A 16,236-nucleotide genomic window follows, 5' to 3' on the forward strand; every position below is an offset into this window, starting at 1 on the left:
CCGGAGCATGGCGGATGAAGCCTGCTGCTTCGTGAAGACCGCGCGGCGCTTCGCTACAGGCCGAGCCTGGCCCAGGCGGCGCGTTCCTCCGCCACCGCCAGGGCGCCCTCCGCGATGGCGGCGCCCGACAGCAGCCGCAGCGGCCAGGGCGGCCGCCGCCCCCCCACCGGCACCAGCCGCGCCTTCTCCCCGAACCGGGCGCGGAGGTCCGACGACACCTCCCCGATCCGGTCCGCAAGGCCCAGTTCCACCGCGCGCCCGCCCGTCCAGAAGCGGCCGGTGAAGAGCTCCTCCTCCGGCGCCTTCAGCGCCGCCCCGCGGCGGGCGCGGACCCAGTCCTTGAAGGTCACGTGCAGGTCGGCCAGCAGCGCCTCCAGCCGCGCCACATCCTCGGGCTTCTCGGCGCGGAAGGGGTCGAGGAAGCTCTTCTCCTCCCCCGCCGTGTGCATCCGCCGCCGGATGCCGAGGCGCCGGATCGCCTCCTCCGCCCCGAATCCCGCGCTGATCACGCCGATGGAGCCGACGATGGAGGCGCGGTCCACCACGATCTCATCCGCCGCGCAGGCCAGCCAGTAGCCGCCGGAGGCCGCGGCATCCTCCACATAGGCCGTGACCGGCACCTTCTTCTCCTCGGCCAGGCGGCGGATGCGCGCCGCCACCAGGCTGGACTGCACCGGGGAACCCCCGGGCGAGTTCACCACCAGCGCCACGGCCGCCAGGCGCTTCAGGCGGAAGGCGCGCTCGATCAGCGGCGCCATGCCCTCCGCGCTGATGCCGGGGGAAGCGAAGGGCCCGCCACCGCGCGCCGCGATCACGCCGGAAAGCCGCAGCACCGCCACCACGGGCGGCCGATCCAGGAAGGGGATTTTCATGCCAGCGGCCGCCTGCGGCGGCTCGCTGGCATGATGTGCATGCCCTCAAGCGCCGGGCGCGCGCTACGCGCGCTTGGCTCGCCGGACTTCCGGCGGGCCGCATTCGCGACCTCGGCCGACTTCGTCGGCCGCGGGGCAGTCGATCTTGCCGTTGCTGTCATGCCCCATAAATGCGCCGCCGCCGGTCCCGCACAAGCGGAGGGTTCCCCACCGCCCCTACAAGCGCGATATTGTCCGGACGAATCCCGAGGGACAGCATGGTCAAGGACGATCGCGTCATCATCGCAGGGGCAGGCCCGGTCGGCATGGTCGCCGCCGCCTACCTGGCCGGGGAAGGCATTCCCGTCACCATCGTGGAGCAGGCGCAGGACCTGCCGGATGACCTGCGCGCCTCCACCTTCCACCCGCCGACGCTCGACATGCTGGGCCGCTTCGGCGTGGTGGATGCGCTGATCGAGCAGGGGCTGGTCTGCCCCTTCTGGCAGTTCCGCGACCGCCACCAGGGCGTCATCGCGACCTTCGAGATGGAGCGCCTGAAGGACGACACGGCGCATCCCTACCGCCTGCAATGCGAACAGTGGCGCCTGACCCGCATGCTGCGCGAACGCATGGCCGGCAACCCCGACGTGCAGTTCATCTACGATGCCAAGGCGGATTCCGTGGCGCAGGACGCCGATGGCGTCACGCTGACCATCGAACGCTCGGATGGCAGCAAGGAACCCATCCGCGGCCGCTACCTCATCGGCGCCGATGGCGCGCGCAGCGCGGTGCGCCGTTCGGTCGGCACGGAGTTCCGCGGCCAGACCATCCCCGAGATCTTCCTGTCGCTGTCAACGACCTTCCCCTTCCACGAGCATATCGGGGACCTCTCCAACATCGCCTATATCAGCGACCCGCAGGAATGGTTCGTGCTGCTGCGCACGGCGTCGCTGTGGCGCGTGCTCTTCCCGACCGATCCGGAGGAGACGGAGGAGCAGATGACGGACCCCGCGCGGATGGATGCGCGGCTGCAGGCCGTGGTGCCGAATCCCGAGGGCTACAAGGTCATCCACCGCACCGCCTATCGCGTGCATGAGCGTGTGGTGGACGAATACGTCCATGGCCGCGTCTTCCTGGCCGGCGATGCCGCGCACATCAACAACCCGCTCGGCGGCATGGGCATGAATGGCGGCATCCATGATGCCTTCAACCTGGCCTCCAAGCTGACCGAGGTCTGGAAGGGCGCCGACCTGGCGCTGATGGGCCGCTATGGGCGGCAGCGGCGCAAGGTGGCGCTCGACGTCGTGCAGCAGCAGGCGCTGCGCAACCGCCAGATCCTGAACCAGCGGGACCCCGAGCAGCGCCGCGCCTATCACGACGAACTCCGCGCCACCGTCGCCGACCCCGCGAAGCACCGCGCCTACCTGCTGCGCAGCGCGATGATCCAATCGCTACGGGATCTGGAGAATGTGGCGTGATGAAGGATGAGAAGGCGGCGCGCACCGCGCGCCGAGCGCCCGAATGGGCGCCGCCGGCAGTCCGGCGAGCCAAGGCGGCGGATGCCGCCGCCCGGCGCCTGAGGGCAAAGAAAGCTCATGCCACGCGGAGCGTGGCATGAGCGGGCATCCCGAGGCCGACATCTACCACCGCCAGGGCATGGGCAACAAAGCCGGCATGGGCCAGCGCCCGGCGCTGGTCATCGTCGACTACGTCAATGGTTTCGCCGATCCCGAGCATTTCGGCGGCGGCAATATCGGCCCCGCCATCGAGCAGACGGTGAAGCTGCTGGCCTTCGCCCGCGCCCATCGCTGGCCGGTCGCCCATACCCGCGTCGTCTATGCCGATGACGGGTCGGATGCCGGCGTCTTCACGCTGAAGGCGCCCTCGCTGCTGAAGCTGACGGAGCATTCGCCGCTGTCGCAGATCGTGCCGGAACTGACGCCGGTGCCGGGCGAGCACATCGTCCGCAAGCAGGGGGCCTCCGGCTTCTTCGACACCAACCTGGCGTCGTGGCTGCGCTACCAGGGTGCCGATACGGTCGTCGTCGCGGGCTGCACGACCAGCGGCTGCGTGCGCGCCACGGTCGTGGACAGCCTGCAGCACAATTTCCGCACCATCGTCGCGACGGATTGCGTCGGCGACCGCGCGATCGGGCCGCATGAGGCGAACCTCTTCGACATGGGCCAGAAATACGCGGACCTGATGACGCGGGAGCAGATCGAGGCCGCGTCCCGCTGACCGCTCAGCCGGCGGGGACCTTCTCCGCCGGCAGCTTCATCCATCCGGGTACGCGCGGCGTCACCACCGCACCGCCGGCCGACAGCTTCGCCCCTTCCGCCAGCGCGTCGAGCCGCAGCATCGCCAGCCCATGGCCGGCGCGGGCGGATCGCATCTCGCCGACCTCCTGCCCGTCCCGCAGCACCGGCGTCCCCGGCGGCGGCAGGCCGCCTTCCACCGTCACGGGCACGATGCGGCGCTTCAGCAGGCCGCGATACTTGGTCCGCGCCGTCAGCTCCTGGCCCATGTAGCAGCCCTTGGTCCAGGACACGCCGCCGAGCTCGTCGAAGCCGCCTTCCAGCAGCACCGACTTCTCCGGCTCCAGGTCCCGGCTGCCATCGGTCAGGCCGAGCGACAGGCGGTGGATGTCCCAGGCCGCCTCATCCGCCTCACCGACCGGCGTATGGCCGAGGATGCGCCACCCCGCCTCCGGCAGCCGCGGATCGGGGGCCGCGATGCTGCGCGGCGGCGGCAGGGAGGAGCCCCAACCCGCCATGACGACGAAATCGGCGGAGACATCGCGCAGCGCCACGCGGTTGCGCAGCCGGAAGCGGGTCAGCCGCTGCACCAGCGGCCCCGCCTGGTCGCGCTCCACATCCAGCAGCAGGCGGTCGCCATCCGACAGGATGAAGAAATCCGCCAGCCACTTGCCCTGCGGCGTCAGCAGCGCGGCCCAGACGGCCTGGCCTGGCGCGGCCTTCGCCACGTCGTTGGACACGAGCCCCTGGAGGAAGGGGACACGGTCCTCCCCCGCCACCTCGACGACTCCACGGCCCGGCAATACGGCAATCGGCATGGGCCGGAAGGTGGGAGAGGCGGCGCCGCGTTGCAACCGCCGCCTTCGTGCTATGCGGGGTGCGCGATGCGCATCCTCTTCGTCACCTCCACCCGGATCGGCGATGCCGTGCTGTCCACCGGACTGCTCGACCATCTGCTGCGCGCCCATCCCGGCGCACGCGTCACGGTCGCCTGCGGACCGGCGGCGGAGGGGGTCTTCGCGCGCATGCCGGGCCTCGAACGCCTGATCGTGCTGCGCAAGCGCCGCTGGTCCGCGCATTGGCTGGATCTCTGGCGGCAGGTCGCCTTCACGGCCTGGGATCTGGTGATCGACCTCCGCGCCTCCGCGCTCGCCTGGATGGTGCCGGCGCGGCGCCGCGCCACGGCGAAGGGCGGCCGCCGCCCCGGGCATCGGCTGGCGCATCTCGGTGCCCTGCTCGGCCTGGCCCCGCCGCCGCTGCCCGTCGCCTGGACGGCACCGGCAGATGAGGCGAAGGCGGCCGCGCTGCTGCCCGGCGGCCCCTGGCTGGTGCTGGGCCCGACCGCGAATTGGGAGAAGAAGGTCTGGCCCGCGGAGCGCTTCATCCAGGTGGCCCAGGCCCTCACCGCTCCCGGTGGATCGCTGGAGGGCGCGCGCATCGCGATCCTGGGCGGCCCCGGGGCGGGCGAGCGCGCCATGGCCGCACCGGTGCTGGAAGCACTTCCCGGCGCGCTCGACCTGGTTGGCACGCTCTCCCTGCCGGAGGTGGCGGCCGTGCTGAAGCGCGCCGCGCTCTTCATCGGCAATGACAGCGGGCTGATGCACCTCTCCGCCGCCGCCGGCACCCGCACCATCGGCCTTTTCGGTCGCAGCAGCGCCGCGGAATACGGCCCCGCCGGCCCCCGCGCCCTGGCGGTGGAGGCCGATGGCCCGCCCTATGAATCGCCGATGACCGACCTGCCCGCCCCCCGCGTCCTGGACGCCGCGCAACGCCTGCTGACGCCGCCATGACGCCGCTCCGCGTCATCATGGTCACGCAGAACTTCACCCCCGACCCCGGGGGCATCGAGACCACCATGGGCGGCCTGGCGCGGGAGATCGCGGCCGCCGGCCACGCCATCACCGTGCTGGCGGAGCGCATCCGCTCCGGCCGGGCGGAAGACACGCCCGCCACCGTCCCCATCCGCCGCTTCGGCGGCCCGCGCCCGCTGCGGAAGCTCGCCCGCCGCTTCGCGCTGTGGCGCCTGCTGCGGAGCGATTCGCCTGACGCCATCATCGCCGACAGCTGGAAGAGCGTGGAGGCCATCCCCGGGACGCGCGCGCGCCTGCTGGTCCTGGCGCATGGCATGGAATTCCCGCCCGACGCCTCCGCCGCCAAGATCGCCCGCATCCGCGCCGCCCTCGGCCGCGCCGACGCCATCGCCGCCAATTCCCGCTACACGGCGGCCCTCGTCCGCCCGCATCTCCGCCCCGGCCAGGTGCTGGAGGTGGTGCAGCCCGTCATCCGCCCCCAGCCCGAGCCCACCCCCGCCGACATCGCCGCCGCCGCCGCGCTCTGCGGCGATGGCGCCCCCGTGCTGCTCAGCCTGGCGCGGCTCGAGCCCCGCAAGGGCTTCGACCAGGTGATCCGCGCCCTGCCCGCCCTCGCCAACGCCTTCCCTAACATCCGCCACGTCATCGCCGGCGGCGGGCCCGATCGCGAACGCCTCGCGGCCCTCGCCGCCGAATGCGGGGTCGCGGAGCGCGTGGTCTTCGCCGGCCGGGTGGAGGAAGGCCTGAAAGCCGCGCTCTACCGCCGCGCCACCCTCTTCGCCATGCCGGTGCGGCGGGAGGGTGCCTCCGTCGAGGGCTTCGGCCTGACCTACCTGGAGGCCGCCTGGCATGGCGTCGCCTCCCTCGCGGGGCGTGACGGCGGCGCGGTGGATGCGGTGGCGGAGGGCGAGACGGGCCTCGTCTGCGACGGCGCGGACACGGCCTCGGTGCGGGACGCGCTCGCCGCGATGCTGCGGGACCGCATGCGCCTGGCCACCATGGGCGAAGCCGCCGCGGCGCGGGTGCGCCGGGATTTCGTGTGGGAGGCGGTGACGCCCCGCTACGTCGCGCTGCTGCGCGGCCCCTGAAGCGCCGAGACGGCGACGGCCAGCAGCAGCAGCATGCCGATCCACCATTCCTGCCAGATGCCGTAGCTCAACATCCCCACCACCAGCGCCGCCGCATAGGCGCCGACAGCCCCCGGCCCCATCCCCGCCGCGACGACGCCGATCGCCGCCAGCATCAGCGCCGCGATCACCGCGCCCACCGCGCCCATCTCCAGCCAGACCTGCAGCGCGGCGTTGTGCGTGTGCAGCGGCAGGCGCTGCGCCGGCGGACGCGCGAACCAGGCGCGCGATGTTTCGGAGGTCAGGCCATAACGGTCCAGCACCGCCCGGTCGAACAGCCCCGTGCCGCCCGGGATGGCGCGGGCGGATTCCGCCCCCCAGCCCAGCACCGGCTTCTCCGCGATCCGCTCCAGCGCGAAATCCCAGATCAGGATGCGATGCGCGGCAGAGGGCTGGATCGCCTCCAGCCCCGGCAGCCGCGGCAGCACCGCGCCGGTCAGCAGCGGCGCCACCAGCATCACCGCCGCCGCCGCCGCCCCGACCAGCCACCCGCCCCAGCGCCCCAGCAGCCAGGCCAGGCCCAGCGCCGCCAGCCCCGCGAAGGCCGCGATCTTCGCCGATTCCGCCGGCAGCAGGACCGAAGCCGCGAGCCCCGCCACCGCCAGCCCCAGGCGCCACCACCAGGCCAGCCCCGGCATCGCCACCGCCACCGGTAGCAGCACCGCGATCACCGCGACCGCCGATTTCAGCCCGAAGAAGAGCCAGGACGGCGCCTCCCGCATCCCCCGCACCGCCGCGCGTATGCCATTCCCGCTGAGGTGGTCCGCCGCCGCCAGCGCGATCCCGATCGCCAGCCCCGCCACCAGGCACCGCGCCACCAGCGCCAGCCGTGCCGGAGGTTCGCTCCCCATCGCCCGCGCCGCCGCCGCCGCCAGCAGCACGAAGCCGCCGAAGCGCAGCCCCGTCCCCAGCGCGCGCATCGGATCCGGCGCCCAGGCCGCGCTCACCACCGCCCAGGCGCCCAGCGCCACCGCAGCGATCACCACCGGCCCCGGCTTCGGCCAGGGCCATTCCCCCGTCACCCGCCGTCCCGCCACCACCACCGCCAGCAGGCCGAGGCTCGTCACCAGCGCGATGGCCCGGAACTGCAGCACCGCCACCACCGGCACGACCAGCAGCATGACCACGAGCGGCAAGGTCGGGCTGCGCGAAAGCGGGGGGGCAGGCGTCACGCGGGCATCCATCGGGCGGTCAGGCGGGGCACAGAGCCACAACCCCCCCGCCCCCGCAAGCAAGCCGCCCCACCCTGCCCCGCGGCGCCAAAACATGGCAGAAGCCCCCACCGGATATCGGCGGCAATCGGGGGATCGAGAGACGATGGCGCATTACGAGCTGGTGCTGCGCGGCGGCACCTGCGTGCTGCCCTGGGGCGAGCAGGTCACGGATGTCGGGATCCGCGCCGGCCGCATCGCCGCCATCGGCGATCTCTCCCAGGCCCATGCGGAGGAGGAGATCGATTGCCGCGGCCTCCACATCCTGCCCGGCCTGATCGACAGCCACGTCCATCTCCGCGAACCCGGCGACCCCGCGGTCGAGACCATCGAGACCGGCACCAAGGCCGCCATCCTCGGCGGCCTCACGGCCGTCTTCGACATGCCCAACACCGCGCCCTCCATCACGACGCGGGAGAAGATCGACTGGAAGCGCGATTTCATCGCCGGCCGCGCCTGGTGCGACATGGGCTTCTATGTCGGCGCGCTGAAGACCAACATTCCCTCGCTGGCCGACCTCGAAGGCCAGCCCAATGTCTGCGCCATCAAGGTCTTCGCCGGCAGCTCCACCGGCGATTTGCTGATCGAGGATGATGCGAGCCTGGAGGCCGTGATGCGCAGCGGCCGGCGCCGCATCGCCTATCACAGCGAGGACGAGTACCGCCTGCAGGCCCGCCGCCCGAACTACACGACGGGCATGCCGCACCGCATGCATGCCGAATGGCGCGACGTGGAATGCGCCTTCCTCGGCACCCGCCGCCTGATGGCGATCGCCCGCAAGACCAACCGCCCCGCCCACATCCTGCATGTCTCGACGGCGGAGGAACTCGGCTACCTCAAGGATTACCGCGACCTCTGCACGGTGGAGGTGCTGCTGAACCACCTCACCCAGACGGATGAGGCCTATGACCGCCTCAAGGGCTATGCGGTCATGAACCCGCCGATCCGGGATGCGCGGCACATGGAGGCCGCCTGGGCCGCCGTCGCCGATGGCACGGTGGATACGGTCGGCTCCGACCACGCGCCGCACAGCCGCGCGTCGAAGGAAAAGCCCTGGCCGGAATGCGGCTCGGGCCTCACGGGCGTGCAGACGCTGGTGCCGCTGATGCTGGACCATGTCTCGGCCGGGCGCCTCTCCCTCTCCCGCCTGACGGACCTGATGGCGGCAGGTCCGGCGCGGGTCTATGGCATGGTGGGCAAGGGGCGGCTCGCCGCCGGCTACGATGCGGACTTCACCATCGTGGACATGAAGCGCAGCCGCACGATCGAGGAGAGCTGGATCGTCTCCCCCTGCGGCTGGACGCCCTTCGCCGGGCACCGCTGCACGGGCTGGCCCGTCATGACCATCCTGCGCGGCCAGGCGGTGATGCGGGAGGATGAGGTGATCGGCACCCCCGCCGGCGCGCCGGTGCGCTTCGCGCCGTAAGCCGCCGCCCAGCGCCGCCCGCGGATTGACCGTGCCCTGCCTGTGCTGCGGGCAGGGGCGGATGGCGAGCCGATCGAGGTCATGTCGTCGCGGTTGAGGGTGGTGCGGCGGGCTGGTAAGGCGCCCTCGGGGATGCGGCGGAGGCTATGGCGATGGCGGAACGAGGCGGCGGCTTTCCCGACTGGGCCGCGCGATTGAAGAGGTCCCTCGGCCAGGCTCCCGCGGCGCCGGCTTCGGCCGCGCCCCTGCCGATGGTGCCGGATGCCGCGATCGCCCCGTCGTCAGCGCGACCCGAAACGCCGGCCCCAGGCACGCCGGCGGCGCCGGCTTCAGGCATGCCGGCGGCGCCGGAGCCGCCGCCTTCCACCGGCCTGCTCTCCTTCCTCGCGCCCCCCGTCGCGCCTGACCAGCCGCGCGCGGCAGCAGCCGCGCCGCCGGCCGCCTCGCCGCTCCTCAACGCCCTCGGCACGGCGCCCGAGGTGCCGATGCCGGGCCTGCTCGCCGCGCTGGCGCCGGCGGCGGAACCGCCGCCCGCTCCGCAGGCGCCCCTCGCCCCCCCCTTGGCGCGCCCCCCGCTGCCGCCACTGCCAGTCCGGTCGGCCCCACCGCCGCCCCCGCCCGCGCCCCCGCCGGCACCACCCCCGCCGGCGCCGCCCCCGCCGGCACCGCTGACCACGCTGCTGGCCAGCCTGGCGGCGGAAGCCCCCGCCCCGGTGCCCGCATCGCCCCTGCTGGGATCGCTCGCGGCGGAGCCGGCGGCCCCCGCCCTGTCGCTGCTGGCATCCCTTGCCACCCCGCCCGCGGAGGAGGCCCCCGCGGCGCCCGCGCTCGAAGCCCCGGCAAATCCCGCCGAAGCCCTTTCCTCCGACGTCTCGCCCGTCGAAGCACCCGTCGAGGCCCCCATCGAGGCCACGGAACCCCCGGCGATTCCGGCCATGCCGGCACCCCCGCCGTCGCTGCTCGCCTCCCTGGCCGCCGTGCCACCGGCGGAGCCCGCCCCGCCGCCCGCGCCCTTCACCGCGCTGCTGGCGGCCCTGGCGGAAGCCACCCCGGCGCCACCCCCCGCACCTCCCGCGCCGCCCTCCGCCGAGGCCCAGGCGATCCTGGCGCGCCTGCCGGTCCTGGGCGGCGGGCGTGCGGCCCCGCGCCCTGCCCCCGCGCCCGAACCACCGCCGGAGATCGAGACCTGGTCTCTCGGCGCGCCCCTCACGGCCCCGTCGCCACCGGACCAGGCACCGGAACCGGAACCGATCGAGGCCGTCGCCGAGCCGCCGCCGCCGATCCCGACGCCCACCGCCACCCTGCCGCCGCTCCGCCCCATCGCACCGGAAACCTGGGCGATGCTGGCCCCGCTGGCCGCCCCGCCCGCACGCCCGGAACCGGCGGCCGAGCCTCCGCCGATCGAGGCGCCCGGCATCGAAGCGCCCGGCATCGGGGCGCCCGCCGCGGAGGCGCCTTTCCCGCCGCCCGGATCGCAGGCGCCGGACGCTGAGGCGCCGGAACTTCAGGCGCCGGAACCTCAGGTGCCCGCCGATCCGGCACCGCCAGCCGCCCCGCCGCCCCTGCCGGTGCCGCCCCCCGTCATGGTGTCGCCGCTGTCACCCGCAGCGGAACCCGGCCCCGCGCCGGCCGCCGCGCGCCCGGCGGCCAGGGCGGCCCTGCCACCGCCCGACCGCGCCCTGCCCCCACCGCTGCCGGCCTTCGCCGCCGTCCTGGCCGATCCCGGCGACAGGGAGGCTGTCGCCGCCGCCTATGAAGCGCTCACCGATGCGCCGATGCCGGCCGCCGCGGAGGCGCATGGCACCGAATGGCTGGCCATCGAGCGCAGCCTGCGCGATGCCCGGGGCTCCTGGTCGGCCCTCATGCTCGGCGCCAGCGGGGCGCAGGGGCAGGAGATCGCGCTGATCGCCGCCCGGGCGGCCCGCGCCCAGGGCCTGGCTCCCCGCCTGGTCGCGACGGAGGCGGCGGCCGACCGCCTCAAGGCGATGGAGGCCGGGCTGCGCACCGCCGGGCTGGCACCCGCCGAGGCCCGCCTCCTGGGCGGCACCATCGGGGCAGAGCCTGGCCGTCCCGGCACCGCGACGCTGGTGCAGGACCTGCTGGAGGAGGCGCCTGCCTGGGACCTGATGCGCGTCGCCCTGCGCGGCATCATCCCGCCCCTGCTCAACCACGCGACGGCGCTCCTCACCGCGCGAATCCGCTGGCTCGTGCTCAGCACCCATGCGAGGGGGGAGGAAGCGACCGCGGTGCGGATCCTGGATGGCGCGGGCTGGCGGCTGATGGCGGAACAGCCGGCGGCGCTCGACCTCTCCACGCCCCGCAAGGCCTACCGCAACGGCACCCAGGTCTGGCGCGGCCCGCTGCCCTGAGGCAGCGGCCGGACCCGGTCGGTCAGGTTCGGATCTCGGGCCGGCGCGGTGCCGGGGCGGCGGGCCGGGTCACGGGCGTGGCCGGCGCCGCGGCGGGCGGCGCGACGGCGGGGGGAGCCGCGGCAGGGGGCACAGCAGGGGGCACAGCCGGGGTCGCCGGCGGGGGCACGATCACCGGCGCCACCTCGATCACCGCGGCGGGCTGGGCCACCGGCGCAACCGGCACCGGGCCCGGCGGGTCCGCCACCTGGCGGTTGCCGCCGAAGGGCGGGGTGGTCCAGCAATCCACACGGCCGAGGCTCGGCGTGCAATAGGCCTGGGGCGGCGGCGGCCCGGGCGGCGGCGCGCACCAGCTCTCCCGCCGCTCCAGCCGCACGATCGAACAATCCTGCCCGCTGATCAGCGACGCCACATGATCCACCGGCGTCCTGCCGGTCAACACGATGCTGGCACCGCCCACCACCAGCCCCGGCCCGATCGCCTGTTCGGCGACGCAGCCGCCCAGCAGCAGCGGCAGCGCCCCGATCAGGGCGGCGGCGGGGCGGTGGGCGAGGCGCGGCGCGGGGGGACGACGGGTCTGCATGGCGCGAAGCTGCGCCCCCGGGCTTAACGTCACCTGAACACGCCGCTATGGTCCGCCCCCTGCCGGACCAATGAGGATCGCCCGTGCCCGATATCTTCGACGAGGTCGAAGAGGACCTTCGCGCCGACCGTGCCCGCCGCCTCGCGCGGCGCTGGGGCGGCGTGGCGCTGGGCGTTGCGCTGCTGGCGCTCGCCGCGACCGGCGGCTGGCAGGCCTGGCGCTGGCATCAAGCCAGCACGGCCGCCGCCGCCGCCGGCACCTACATGACGCTGCACCGCAATGCGGAACGCGAGGGCGCCGACCTGCCCGCCACCGCCGATGGCTTCGCCGCCCTCGCACGCGAATCCCCCGTGGGCTACCGCACCCTGGCCCGCCTGCGCGCCGCCGCGCTGAAGGCCGAGACGGGTGACGCCGCCGGCGCGCTCGCGCTGTGGGAAGCCGTCGCCGCGGATGGCGAGGCCGACAGCCTCTACCGCGACCTCGCCACCCTGCTGGCCGTCGGCCATGCGCTGGATGCCGGGGATCCCGCCCAGCTCGCCGCCCGCATCGGGCCGCTGACCACGGCCGGCAATCCCTGGCAGGCCCCGGCGCGGGAGATCGCGGCGCTCGTCGCCATCCGACGCGGCGACACCGCCGATGCCCGTGCCCGCCTGCAGGCGCTGGCGACGGACGCCACCGTGTCCCCCACCATGCGGGAACGCGCACAACGGGTTGCCGCGGGGCTCGGAAGCTGATGAACCACTCCCTCACCCGCCGCGCCGCGCTGCTCGGCGCCGCCGGCCTCCTCGCGGGCTGCGACACCCTCGATGGCATCCTCGGCACCCGCAAGCAGCCGCTGCCGGGCGAACGCCGCAGCGTGATGCGGCCGGACCCGGAACTGGCCGCCGATGCCGGCCAGGAAGGCCGCGCCGTCAGCCTGCCCGCGCCCCAGCCGCTGGCCGAATGGCCGCAGGCCGGCGGCCTGCCGAGCCACGCCGCCCCGCATGCGGAAATCGGCGCCGCGCTCCGCCAGGCCTGGCGCAGCTCCATCGGCTACGGCTCCGGCTACCGCCAGCGCATCACCAGCGGCCCCGTCATCGCCGGCGGCACGGTCTATGCCGTGGATGCCTATGGCGAGGTCACGGCCCATGCGCTGGATGGCGGTGGCCGCCGCTGGCGCCGGGACACGGCGCCGGAGGAGGATCGCGACGGCGCCGTGGGCGGCGGCGTCGCGGTGGAAGGCGGCGTCGTCTATGTCGCCACCGGCCAGGCGGAGATCCTGGCCCTCTCGCCGGAGGATGGCGCCGTCCGCTGGCGCGTGCGCATCCCGGCCCCCACCCGCGGCGCCCCCACCGTCGCCGGCGGCCGCATCTTCGTCACCACGGTGGAGAACCACCTGATCGGCCTCTCCGCCGAGGATGGCCGCCGCCTATGGACCCATCGCGGCGGCGCCCAGGCCACCATCCCGCTCGGCCTGCCCGCCCCGGCGGTGGAGGGCGAGACCGTCGTCGCCGGCTTCGGCACCGGCGAGATGGCGGCCGTCCGCGCCACCGATGGCCGCCTGCTCTGGCAGGAAGGCCTCGGCAATGCGGGCGCGACCAGCCTGGCCGACATCGTCGGCATCACCGGGCTGCCGGTGATCGACCGCGGCCGCGTCTTCGCCGCCGGCCTGTCCAACACCACCATCGCCGTCGACCTCCGCAGCGGGCGGCGCCTGTGGGAGCGCGCCTTCGGTGGCGGCAATGGCGTCGCCTCCGCCGGCGACTGGGTCTTCGCCGTGACCCGGGCCGGTGAGGCCGTGGCCGTCGGCCGGAACGATGGCCGCATCCGCTGGGTGGTGGAACTCGACCCCTCCCCGGAAGGCGGCCGCCGCCGCGATGCCGCCCGCTTCGGCCCGCCGCTGCTGGCCGGCGGCCTGATGCTGGTGCCCTCCAGCCGCGGGGAGGTGCTGCAGATCGACCCCGCCGCCGGCACCCTCGCCGGCCGCATCCCGCTCTCCTCCGGCAGCACCCTGCCGATGGCGGTGGCGGAGGGCACGCTGGTCGTGCTCGGCGATGACGGGACGCTGATGGCGCTGCGCTGAGGGTGCCCGCGCCGGGGACGGTGAAACGGGACAGGCGGGCTGGCCGTGCTATAGGCGCGGCCAGCATTTCCTGATCGAACCTGTCCCCCATGCAGACCGTCGCCATCCTCGGCCGCCCTAACGTCGGCAAATCCTCCATCTTCAACCGCCTGGCCGGGCGGAAGATCGCGATCGTGGACGACATCCCCGGCGTGACCCGCGACCGGAAGGAGGTCGAGGCCGAGATCGGCGGCATCCCCGTGACGCTGATCGACACCGCCGGCCTCGAGGAAGCCGCGCCCGAGACCCTGGCCGGGCGCATGACGGCCAGCTCCGACGCCGCACTCCGCCAGGCGGACCTCGTCCTCTTCGTCATTGATGCCCGCACGGGCCTCACCGCCGCCGACCGCGCCTTCGCCAACTGGCTGCGCCGCGCCAGCGTCCCCGTCCTGCTGCTGGCCAACAAGGCCGAAGGCCGGCTTGGCGTGCAGAACGCGCTGGAGGCCTATGAACTCGGCCTCGGCGATCCCATCCCGGTCAGCGCCGAGCATGGCGACGGCTTCGGCACGCTGCATGACGAGGTGCGCGACCACCTGCAGAAGGAACCGCGCGGCCAGCGGGGGGAGCGGGAACGCCCGCTGCGCCTTGCCATCGTCGGCCGCCCCAACGCCGGCAAATCCACCCTGCTCAATACCCTGCTGGGCGAGGAGCGGATGATCACCGGCCCCGAGCCCGGCCTGACGCGGGACGCCATCGCCGTCCAGATCCGCGACGAAGTGGGCCCCATCCGCCTGGTGGACACCGCCGGCCTCCGCAAGCAGGCCCGGATCGAGAAGGAGCTGGAGCGGATGTCGACCGGCGCCTCCATCGCCGCGCTGAAGGAGGCGGAGGTGGTGATCCTGGTCATCGACGCCCTGCTCGGCATGGAGGAGCAGGACCTCCGCATCGCCCGCCTGGCGGAGCGCGAGGGCCGCGCCGTGGTCATCGCCTTCAACAAATGGGACGCGGTGGAGGACCGCACCGCCGCCCGCCGCCGGCTGGATGACGTGCTGACCTCCAGCCTCGCGCAGATGAAGGGCATCATGGTCGTGCCGATCTCGGCGGCCAATGGGCGCGGCATCGACCGCCTGCTGCCCGCCGTGCGCCAAGTGCATGAGACCTGGAACCGCCGCATCGGCACGGGCGAGCTGAACCGCTGGTTCGAGGTGATGAAGGACCGCCACCAGCCGCCGCTGGTGGAGGGCAAGCGCATCAAGCTGCGCTACGCCACCATGCCCAAGGCCCGCCCGCCCACCATCGCCGTCTTCGGCACGCGGGCGGAGCTGCTGCCGGAAGACTATCGCCGCTACCTCGTGAACAGCTTCCGCGAAGCCTTCGACATGCCGGGGGTGCCGATCCGCCTGAATCTGCGCGGGACGGACAATCCCTATGCGGAGGGTGGCGAGGAGTAGTCGAGCCCTGGGGAAGGCTCCGCCTTCCCCAGACCCCATCCGCCAGGGGGGAGACCCCCCTGGACCATCGTCAATGGCCTGGGTTCCAAGGGCCCGCTGGCCCTTGGCGGGGGTGCAGGGGGCAGCGCCCCCTGCGTGTCACGAACGCCCCAGCACCCGCCCCGCCACCACATCCAGCTTCGCCAGCAGCGCCGGGTCCCGCTTCTCCGGCGCCGTGATCAGCGCATGGTCCAGCGCCCGGTCGCACCCCGCCTCGCACGGCCCCCGCTTCGCCCCGAGCCGCGGCACCACATCCGCCACCAGCGCCCGCGCCTTGTCGGCGTTGGAGAACAGCACCTTCACCACCTGGTCCACCGTCACCGCGTCATGGTCGGGGTGCCAGCAATCGAAGTCGGTCACCATGGCAACCGTCGCGTAGCAGAGCTCCGCTTCCCGGGCCAACTTCGCCTCCGGCATGTTGGTCATGCCGATCACGCTGCAGCCCCATTGCCGGTACAGCAGGCTCTCCGCCTTGGTGGAGAATTGCGGCCCCTCCATCACCAGGTAGGTCCCGCCCCGCGTCACCGGCAGACCGAGCCCCTTCGCCGAAGCCTCCAGCGCATCGCCGAGCCGTGGGCAGACCGGGTGGGCAACGGAGACATGCCCGACGCAGCCCGTCTCGAAGAAGGACTTCGCCCGCGCGAAGGTGCGGTCGATGAACTGGTCGACGATGACGAAGTGGCCCGGCGGCAGCTCCTCCTTCAGCGAACCGACGGCAGAGAGGGAGATGATCTCCGTCGCCCCCGCCCGCTTCATCGCATCGATGTTGGCGCGGTAGTTGAGCGCGGAGGGCGGCGTCGGATGCCCGCGCCCGTGCCGCGGCAGGAAGCGCACCTGCACCTCACCCAGCCGCCCATGCAGGATCTCGTCGGAGGCCTCGCCCCAGGGGCTCTCGACCCGCTTCCATTCCCGGTCCTGGAGCCCCGGGATGTCATAGAGGCCGGAGCCGCCGATCAGGCCGATGACGGGGGTGACGAGGTCGGACATGCGGTGCTCCTGGCTGCGCCGCGCTTCTACAGGACCGCCCGGCCATGAAAAAGGGCCGCCCCCGGTCGGGGACGGCCCTTCGCTC

At 73.9% G+C, this 16,236-nt stretch carries 14 protein-coding genes; 9 read left to right on the top strand and 5 right to left on the bottom strand.

From position 1 onward, the window contains the following. Positions 1–53: 53 nt before the first annotated feature. Entirely contained in the window at positions 54–872 is an 819-nt protein-coding gene (locus tag G3576_RS11585; RefSeq protein ID WP_164694567.1) for a S49 family peptidase, read from the bottom strand. A gap of 257 nt (positions 873–1,129) precedes the next feature. Between G3576_RS11585 and G3576_RS11590 the strand changes: the two genes are divergently transcribed. Then, positions 1,130–2,329, top strand: coding sequence for an FAD-dependent oxidoreductase (locus G3576_RS11590; protein ID WP_164694568.1), 1,200 nt, complete (start codon positions 1,130–1,132; stop codon positions 2,327–2,329). Positions 2,330–2,465: 136 nt separating this feature from the next. Next, positions 2,466–3,089 (top strand): isochorismatase family protein, encoded by a 624-nt coding sequence (locus G3576_RS11595; protein WP_164694569.1) that lies wholly within the window; start codon positions 2,466–2,468, stop codon positions 3,087–3,089. A 4-nt stretch (positions 3,090–3,093) separates the two neighbouring features. Here G3576_RS11595 and ygfZ read toward each other — a convergent pair whose 3' ends face one another. Then, on the bottom strand, positions 3,094–3,924 hold the full coding sequence (gene ygfZ, locus G3576_RS11600; protein WP_164694921.1) for a CAF17-like 4Fe-4S cluster assembly/insertion protein YgfZ: 831 nt from the start codon (positions 3,922–3,924) through the stop codon (positions 3,094–3,096). A gap of 66 nt (positions 3,925–3,990) precedes the next feature. Between ygfZ and G3576_RS11605 the strand changes: the two genes are divergently transcribed. Beyond that, the gene (locus G3576_RS11605) at positions 3,991–4,896 is read left to right on the top strand and encodes a glycosyltransferase family 9 protein (protein WP_164694570.1); all 906 of its coding nucleotides are present in this window, start codon (positions 3,991–3,993) and stop codon (positions 4,894–4,896) included. Next, a complete protein-coding gene (locus G3576_RS11610; protein ID WP_164694571.1) occupies positions 4,893–6,005 on the top strand; it encodes a glycosyltransferase family 4 protein in 1,113 nt (370 codons plus the stop codon). Before G3576_RS11605 ends, G3576_RS11610 begins: the two co-directional genes overlap by 4 nt. Here G3576_RS11610 and G3576_RS32555 read toward each other — a convergent pair. Then, entirely contained in the window at positions 5,978–7,216 is a 1,239-nt protein-coding gene (locus G3576_RS32555) for an O-antigen ligase family protein (protein ID WP_164694572.1), read from the bottom strand. The genes G3576_RS11610 and G3576_RS32555 overlap by 28 nt on opposite strands. A gap of 145 nt (positions 7,217–7,361) precedes the next feature. Here G3576_RS32555 and G3576_RS11620 point away from each other — a divergent pair, with 145 nt between their 5' ends. Together G3576_RS11620 and G3576_RS11625 are read left to right on the top strand one after the other, a co-directional pair. Beyond that, entirely contained in the window at positions 7,362–8,681 is a 1,320-nt protein-coding gene (locus tag G3576_RS11620; protein WP_164694573.1) for a dihydroorotase, read from the top strand. Between the two features lie 335 nt (positions 8,682–9,016). Then, positions 9,017–11,050 carry a hypothetical protein gene (locus tag G3576_RS11625; RefSeq protein WP_164694574.1) on the top strand — a complete coding sequence of 678 codons (2,034 nt, stop codon included), beginning with the start codon at positions 9,017–9,019 and terminating at the stop codon, positions 11,048–11,050. Between the two features lie 22 nt (positions 11,051–11,072). Here G3576_RS11625 and G3576_RS11630 read toward each other — a convergent pair whose 3' ends face one another. Next, positions 11,073–11,633 (bottom strand): hypothetical protein, encoded by a 561-nt coding sequence (locus G3576_RS11630; RefSeq protein WP_164694520.1) that lies wholly within the window; start codon positions 11,631–11,633, stop codon positions 11,073–11,075. Positions 11,634–11,716: 83 nt separating this feature from the next. Here G3576_RS11630 and G3576_RS11635 point away from each other — a divergent pair, with 83 nt between their 5' ends. The 3 genes from G3576_RS11635 (at position 11,717) to der (ending at position 15,125) form a co-directional block, all read left to right on the top strand. Continuing rightward, complete coding sequence (locus G3576_RS11635; protein ID WP_164694575.1) at positions 11,717–12,367, top strand: tetratricopeptide repeat protein; 651 nt, start codon at positions 11,717–11,719, stop codon at positions 12,365–12,367. Beyond that, the gene (locus G3576_RS11640; protein ID WP_164694576.1) at positions 12,367–13,695 is read left to right on the top strand and encodes an outer membrane protein assembly factor BamB family protein; all 1,329 of its coding nucleotides are present in this window, start codon (positions 12,367–12,369) and stop codon (positions 13,693–13,695) included. Before G3576_RS11635 ends, G3576_RS11640 begins: the two co-directional genes overlap by 1 nt. A gap of 89 nt (positions 13,696–13,784) precedes the next feature. Next, the gene (der, locus tag G3576_RS11645; protein WP_164694577.1) at positions 13,785–15,125 is read left to right on the top strand and encodes a ribosome biogenesis GTPase Der; all 1,341 of its coding nucleotides are present in this window, start codon (positions 13,785–13,787) and stop codon (positions 15,123–15,125) included. 138 nt (positions 15,126–15,263) lie between these two features. On the opposite strand, the gene G3576_RS11650 is transcribed toward der, so the two are convergent. Further along, on the bottom strand, positions 15,264–16,151 hold the full coding sequence (locus G3576_RS11650; RefSeq protein ID WP_164694578.1) for an S-methyl-5'-thioadenosine phosphorylase: 888 nt from the start codon (positions 16,149–16,151) through the stop codon (positions 15,264–15,266). Between the last annotated feature and the right edge of the window lie 85 nt (positions 16,152–16,236).

The organism is Falsiroseomonas algicola (assembly GCF_011040385.1).
Lineage (GTDB): Bacteria > Pseudomonadota > Alphaproteobacteria > Acetobacterales > Acetobacteraceae > Falsiroseomonas > Falsiroseomonas algicola.

Coding starts and splice junctions, on each gene's coding strand:
- G3576_RS11630 (WP_164694520.1), bottom strand. CDS start 11,633: ATGCAGACCCGTCGTCCCCCCGCGCCGCGCCTCGCCCACCGCCCCGCC.
- G3576_RS11610 (WP_164694571.1), top strand. CDS start 4,893: ATGACGCCGCTCCGCGTCATCATGGTCACGCAGAACTTCACCCCCGAC.
- G3576_RS11640 (WP_164694576.1), top strand. CDS start 12,367: ATGAACCACTCCCTCACCCGCCGCGCCGCGCTGCTCGGCGCCGCCGGC.
- G3576_RS11650 (WP_164694578.1), bottom strand. CDS start 16,151: ATGTCCGACCTCGTCACCCCCGTCATCGGCCTGATCGGCGGCTCCGGC.
- G3576_RS11620 (WP_164694573.1), top strand. CDS start 7,362: ATGGCGCATTACGAGCTGGTGCTGCGCGGCGGCACCTGCGTGCTGCCC.
- G3576_RS11605 (WP_164694570.1), top strand. CDS start 3,991: ATGCGCATCCTCTTCGTCACCTCCACCCGGATCGGCGATGCCGTGCTG.
- ygfZ (WP_164694921.1), bottom strand. CDS start 3,924: ATGCCGATTGCCGTATTGCCGGGCCGTGGAGTCGTCGAGGTGGCGGGG.
- G3576_RS11590 (WP_164694568.1), top strand. CDS start 1,130: ATGGTCAAGGACGATCGCGTCATCATCGCAGGGGCAGGCCCGGTCGGC.
- G3576_RS11625 (WP_164694574.1), top strand. CDS start 9,017: ATGCCGGCGGCGCCGGAGCCGCCGCCTTCCACCGGCCTGCTCTCCTTC.
- G3576_RS11595 (WP_164694569.1), top strand. CDS start 2,466: ATGAGCGGGCATCCCGAGGCCGACATCTACCACCGCCAGGGCATGGGC.
- G3576_RS11585 (WP_164694567.1), bottom strand. CDS start 872: ATGAAAATCCCCTTCCTGGATCGGCCGCCCGTGGTGGCGGTGCTGCGG.
- der (WP_164694577.1), top strand. CDS start 13,785: ATGCAGACCGTCGCCATCCTCGGCCGCCCTAACGTCGGCAAATCCTCC.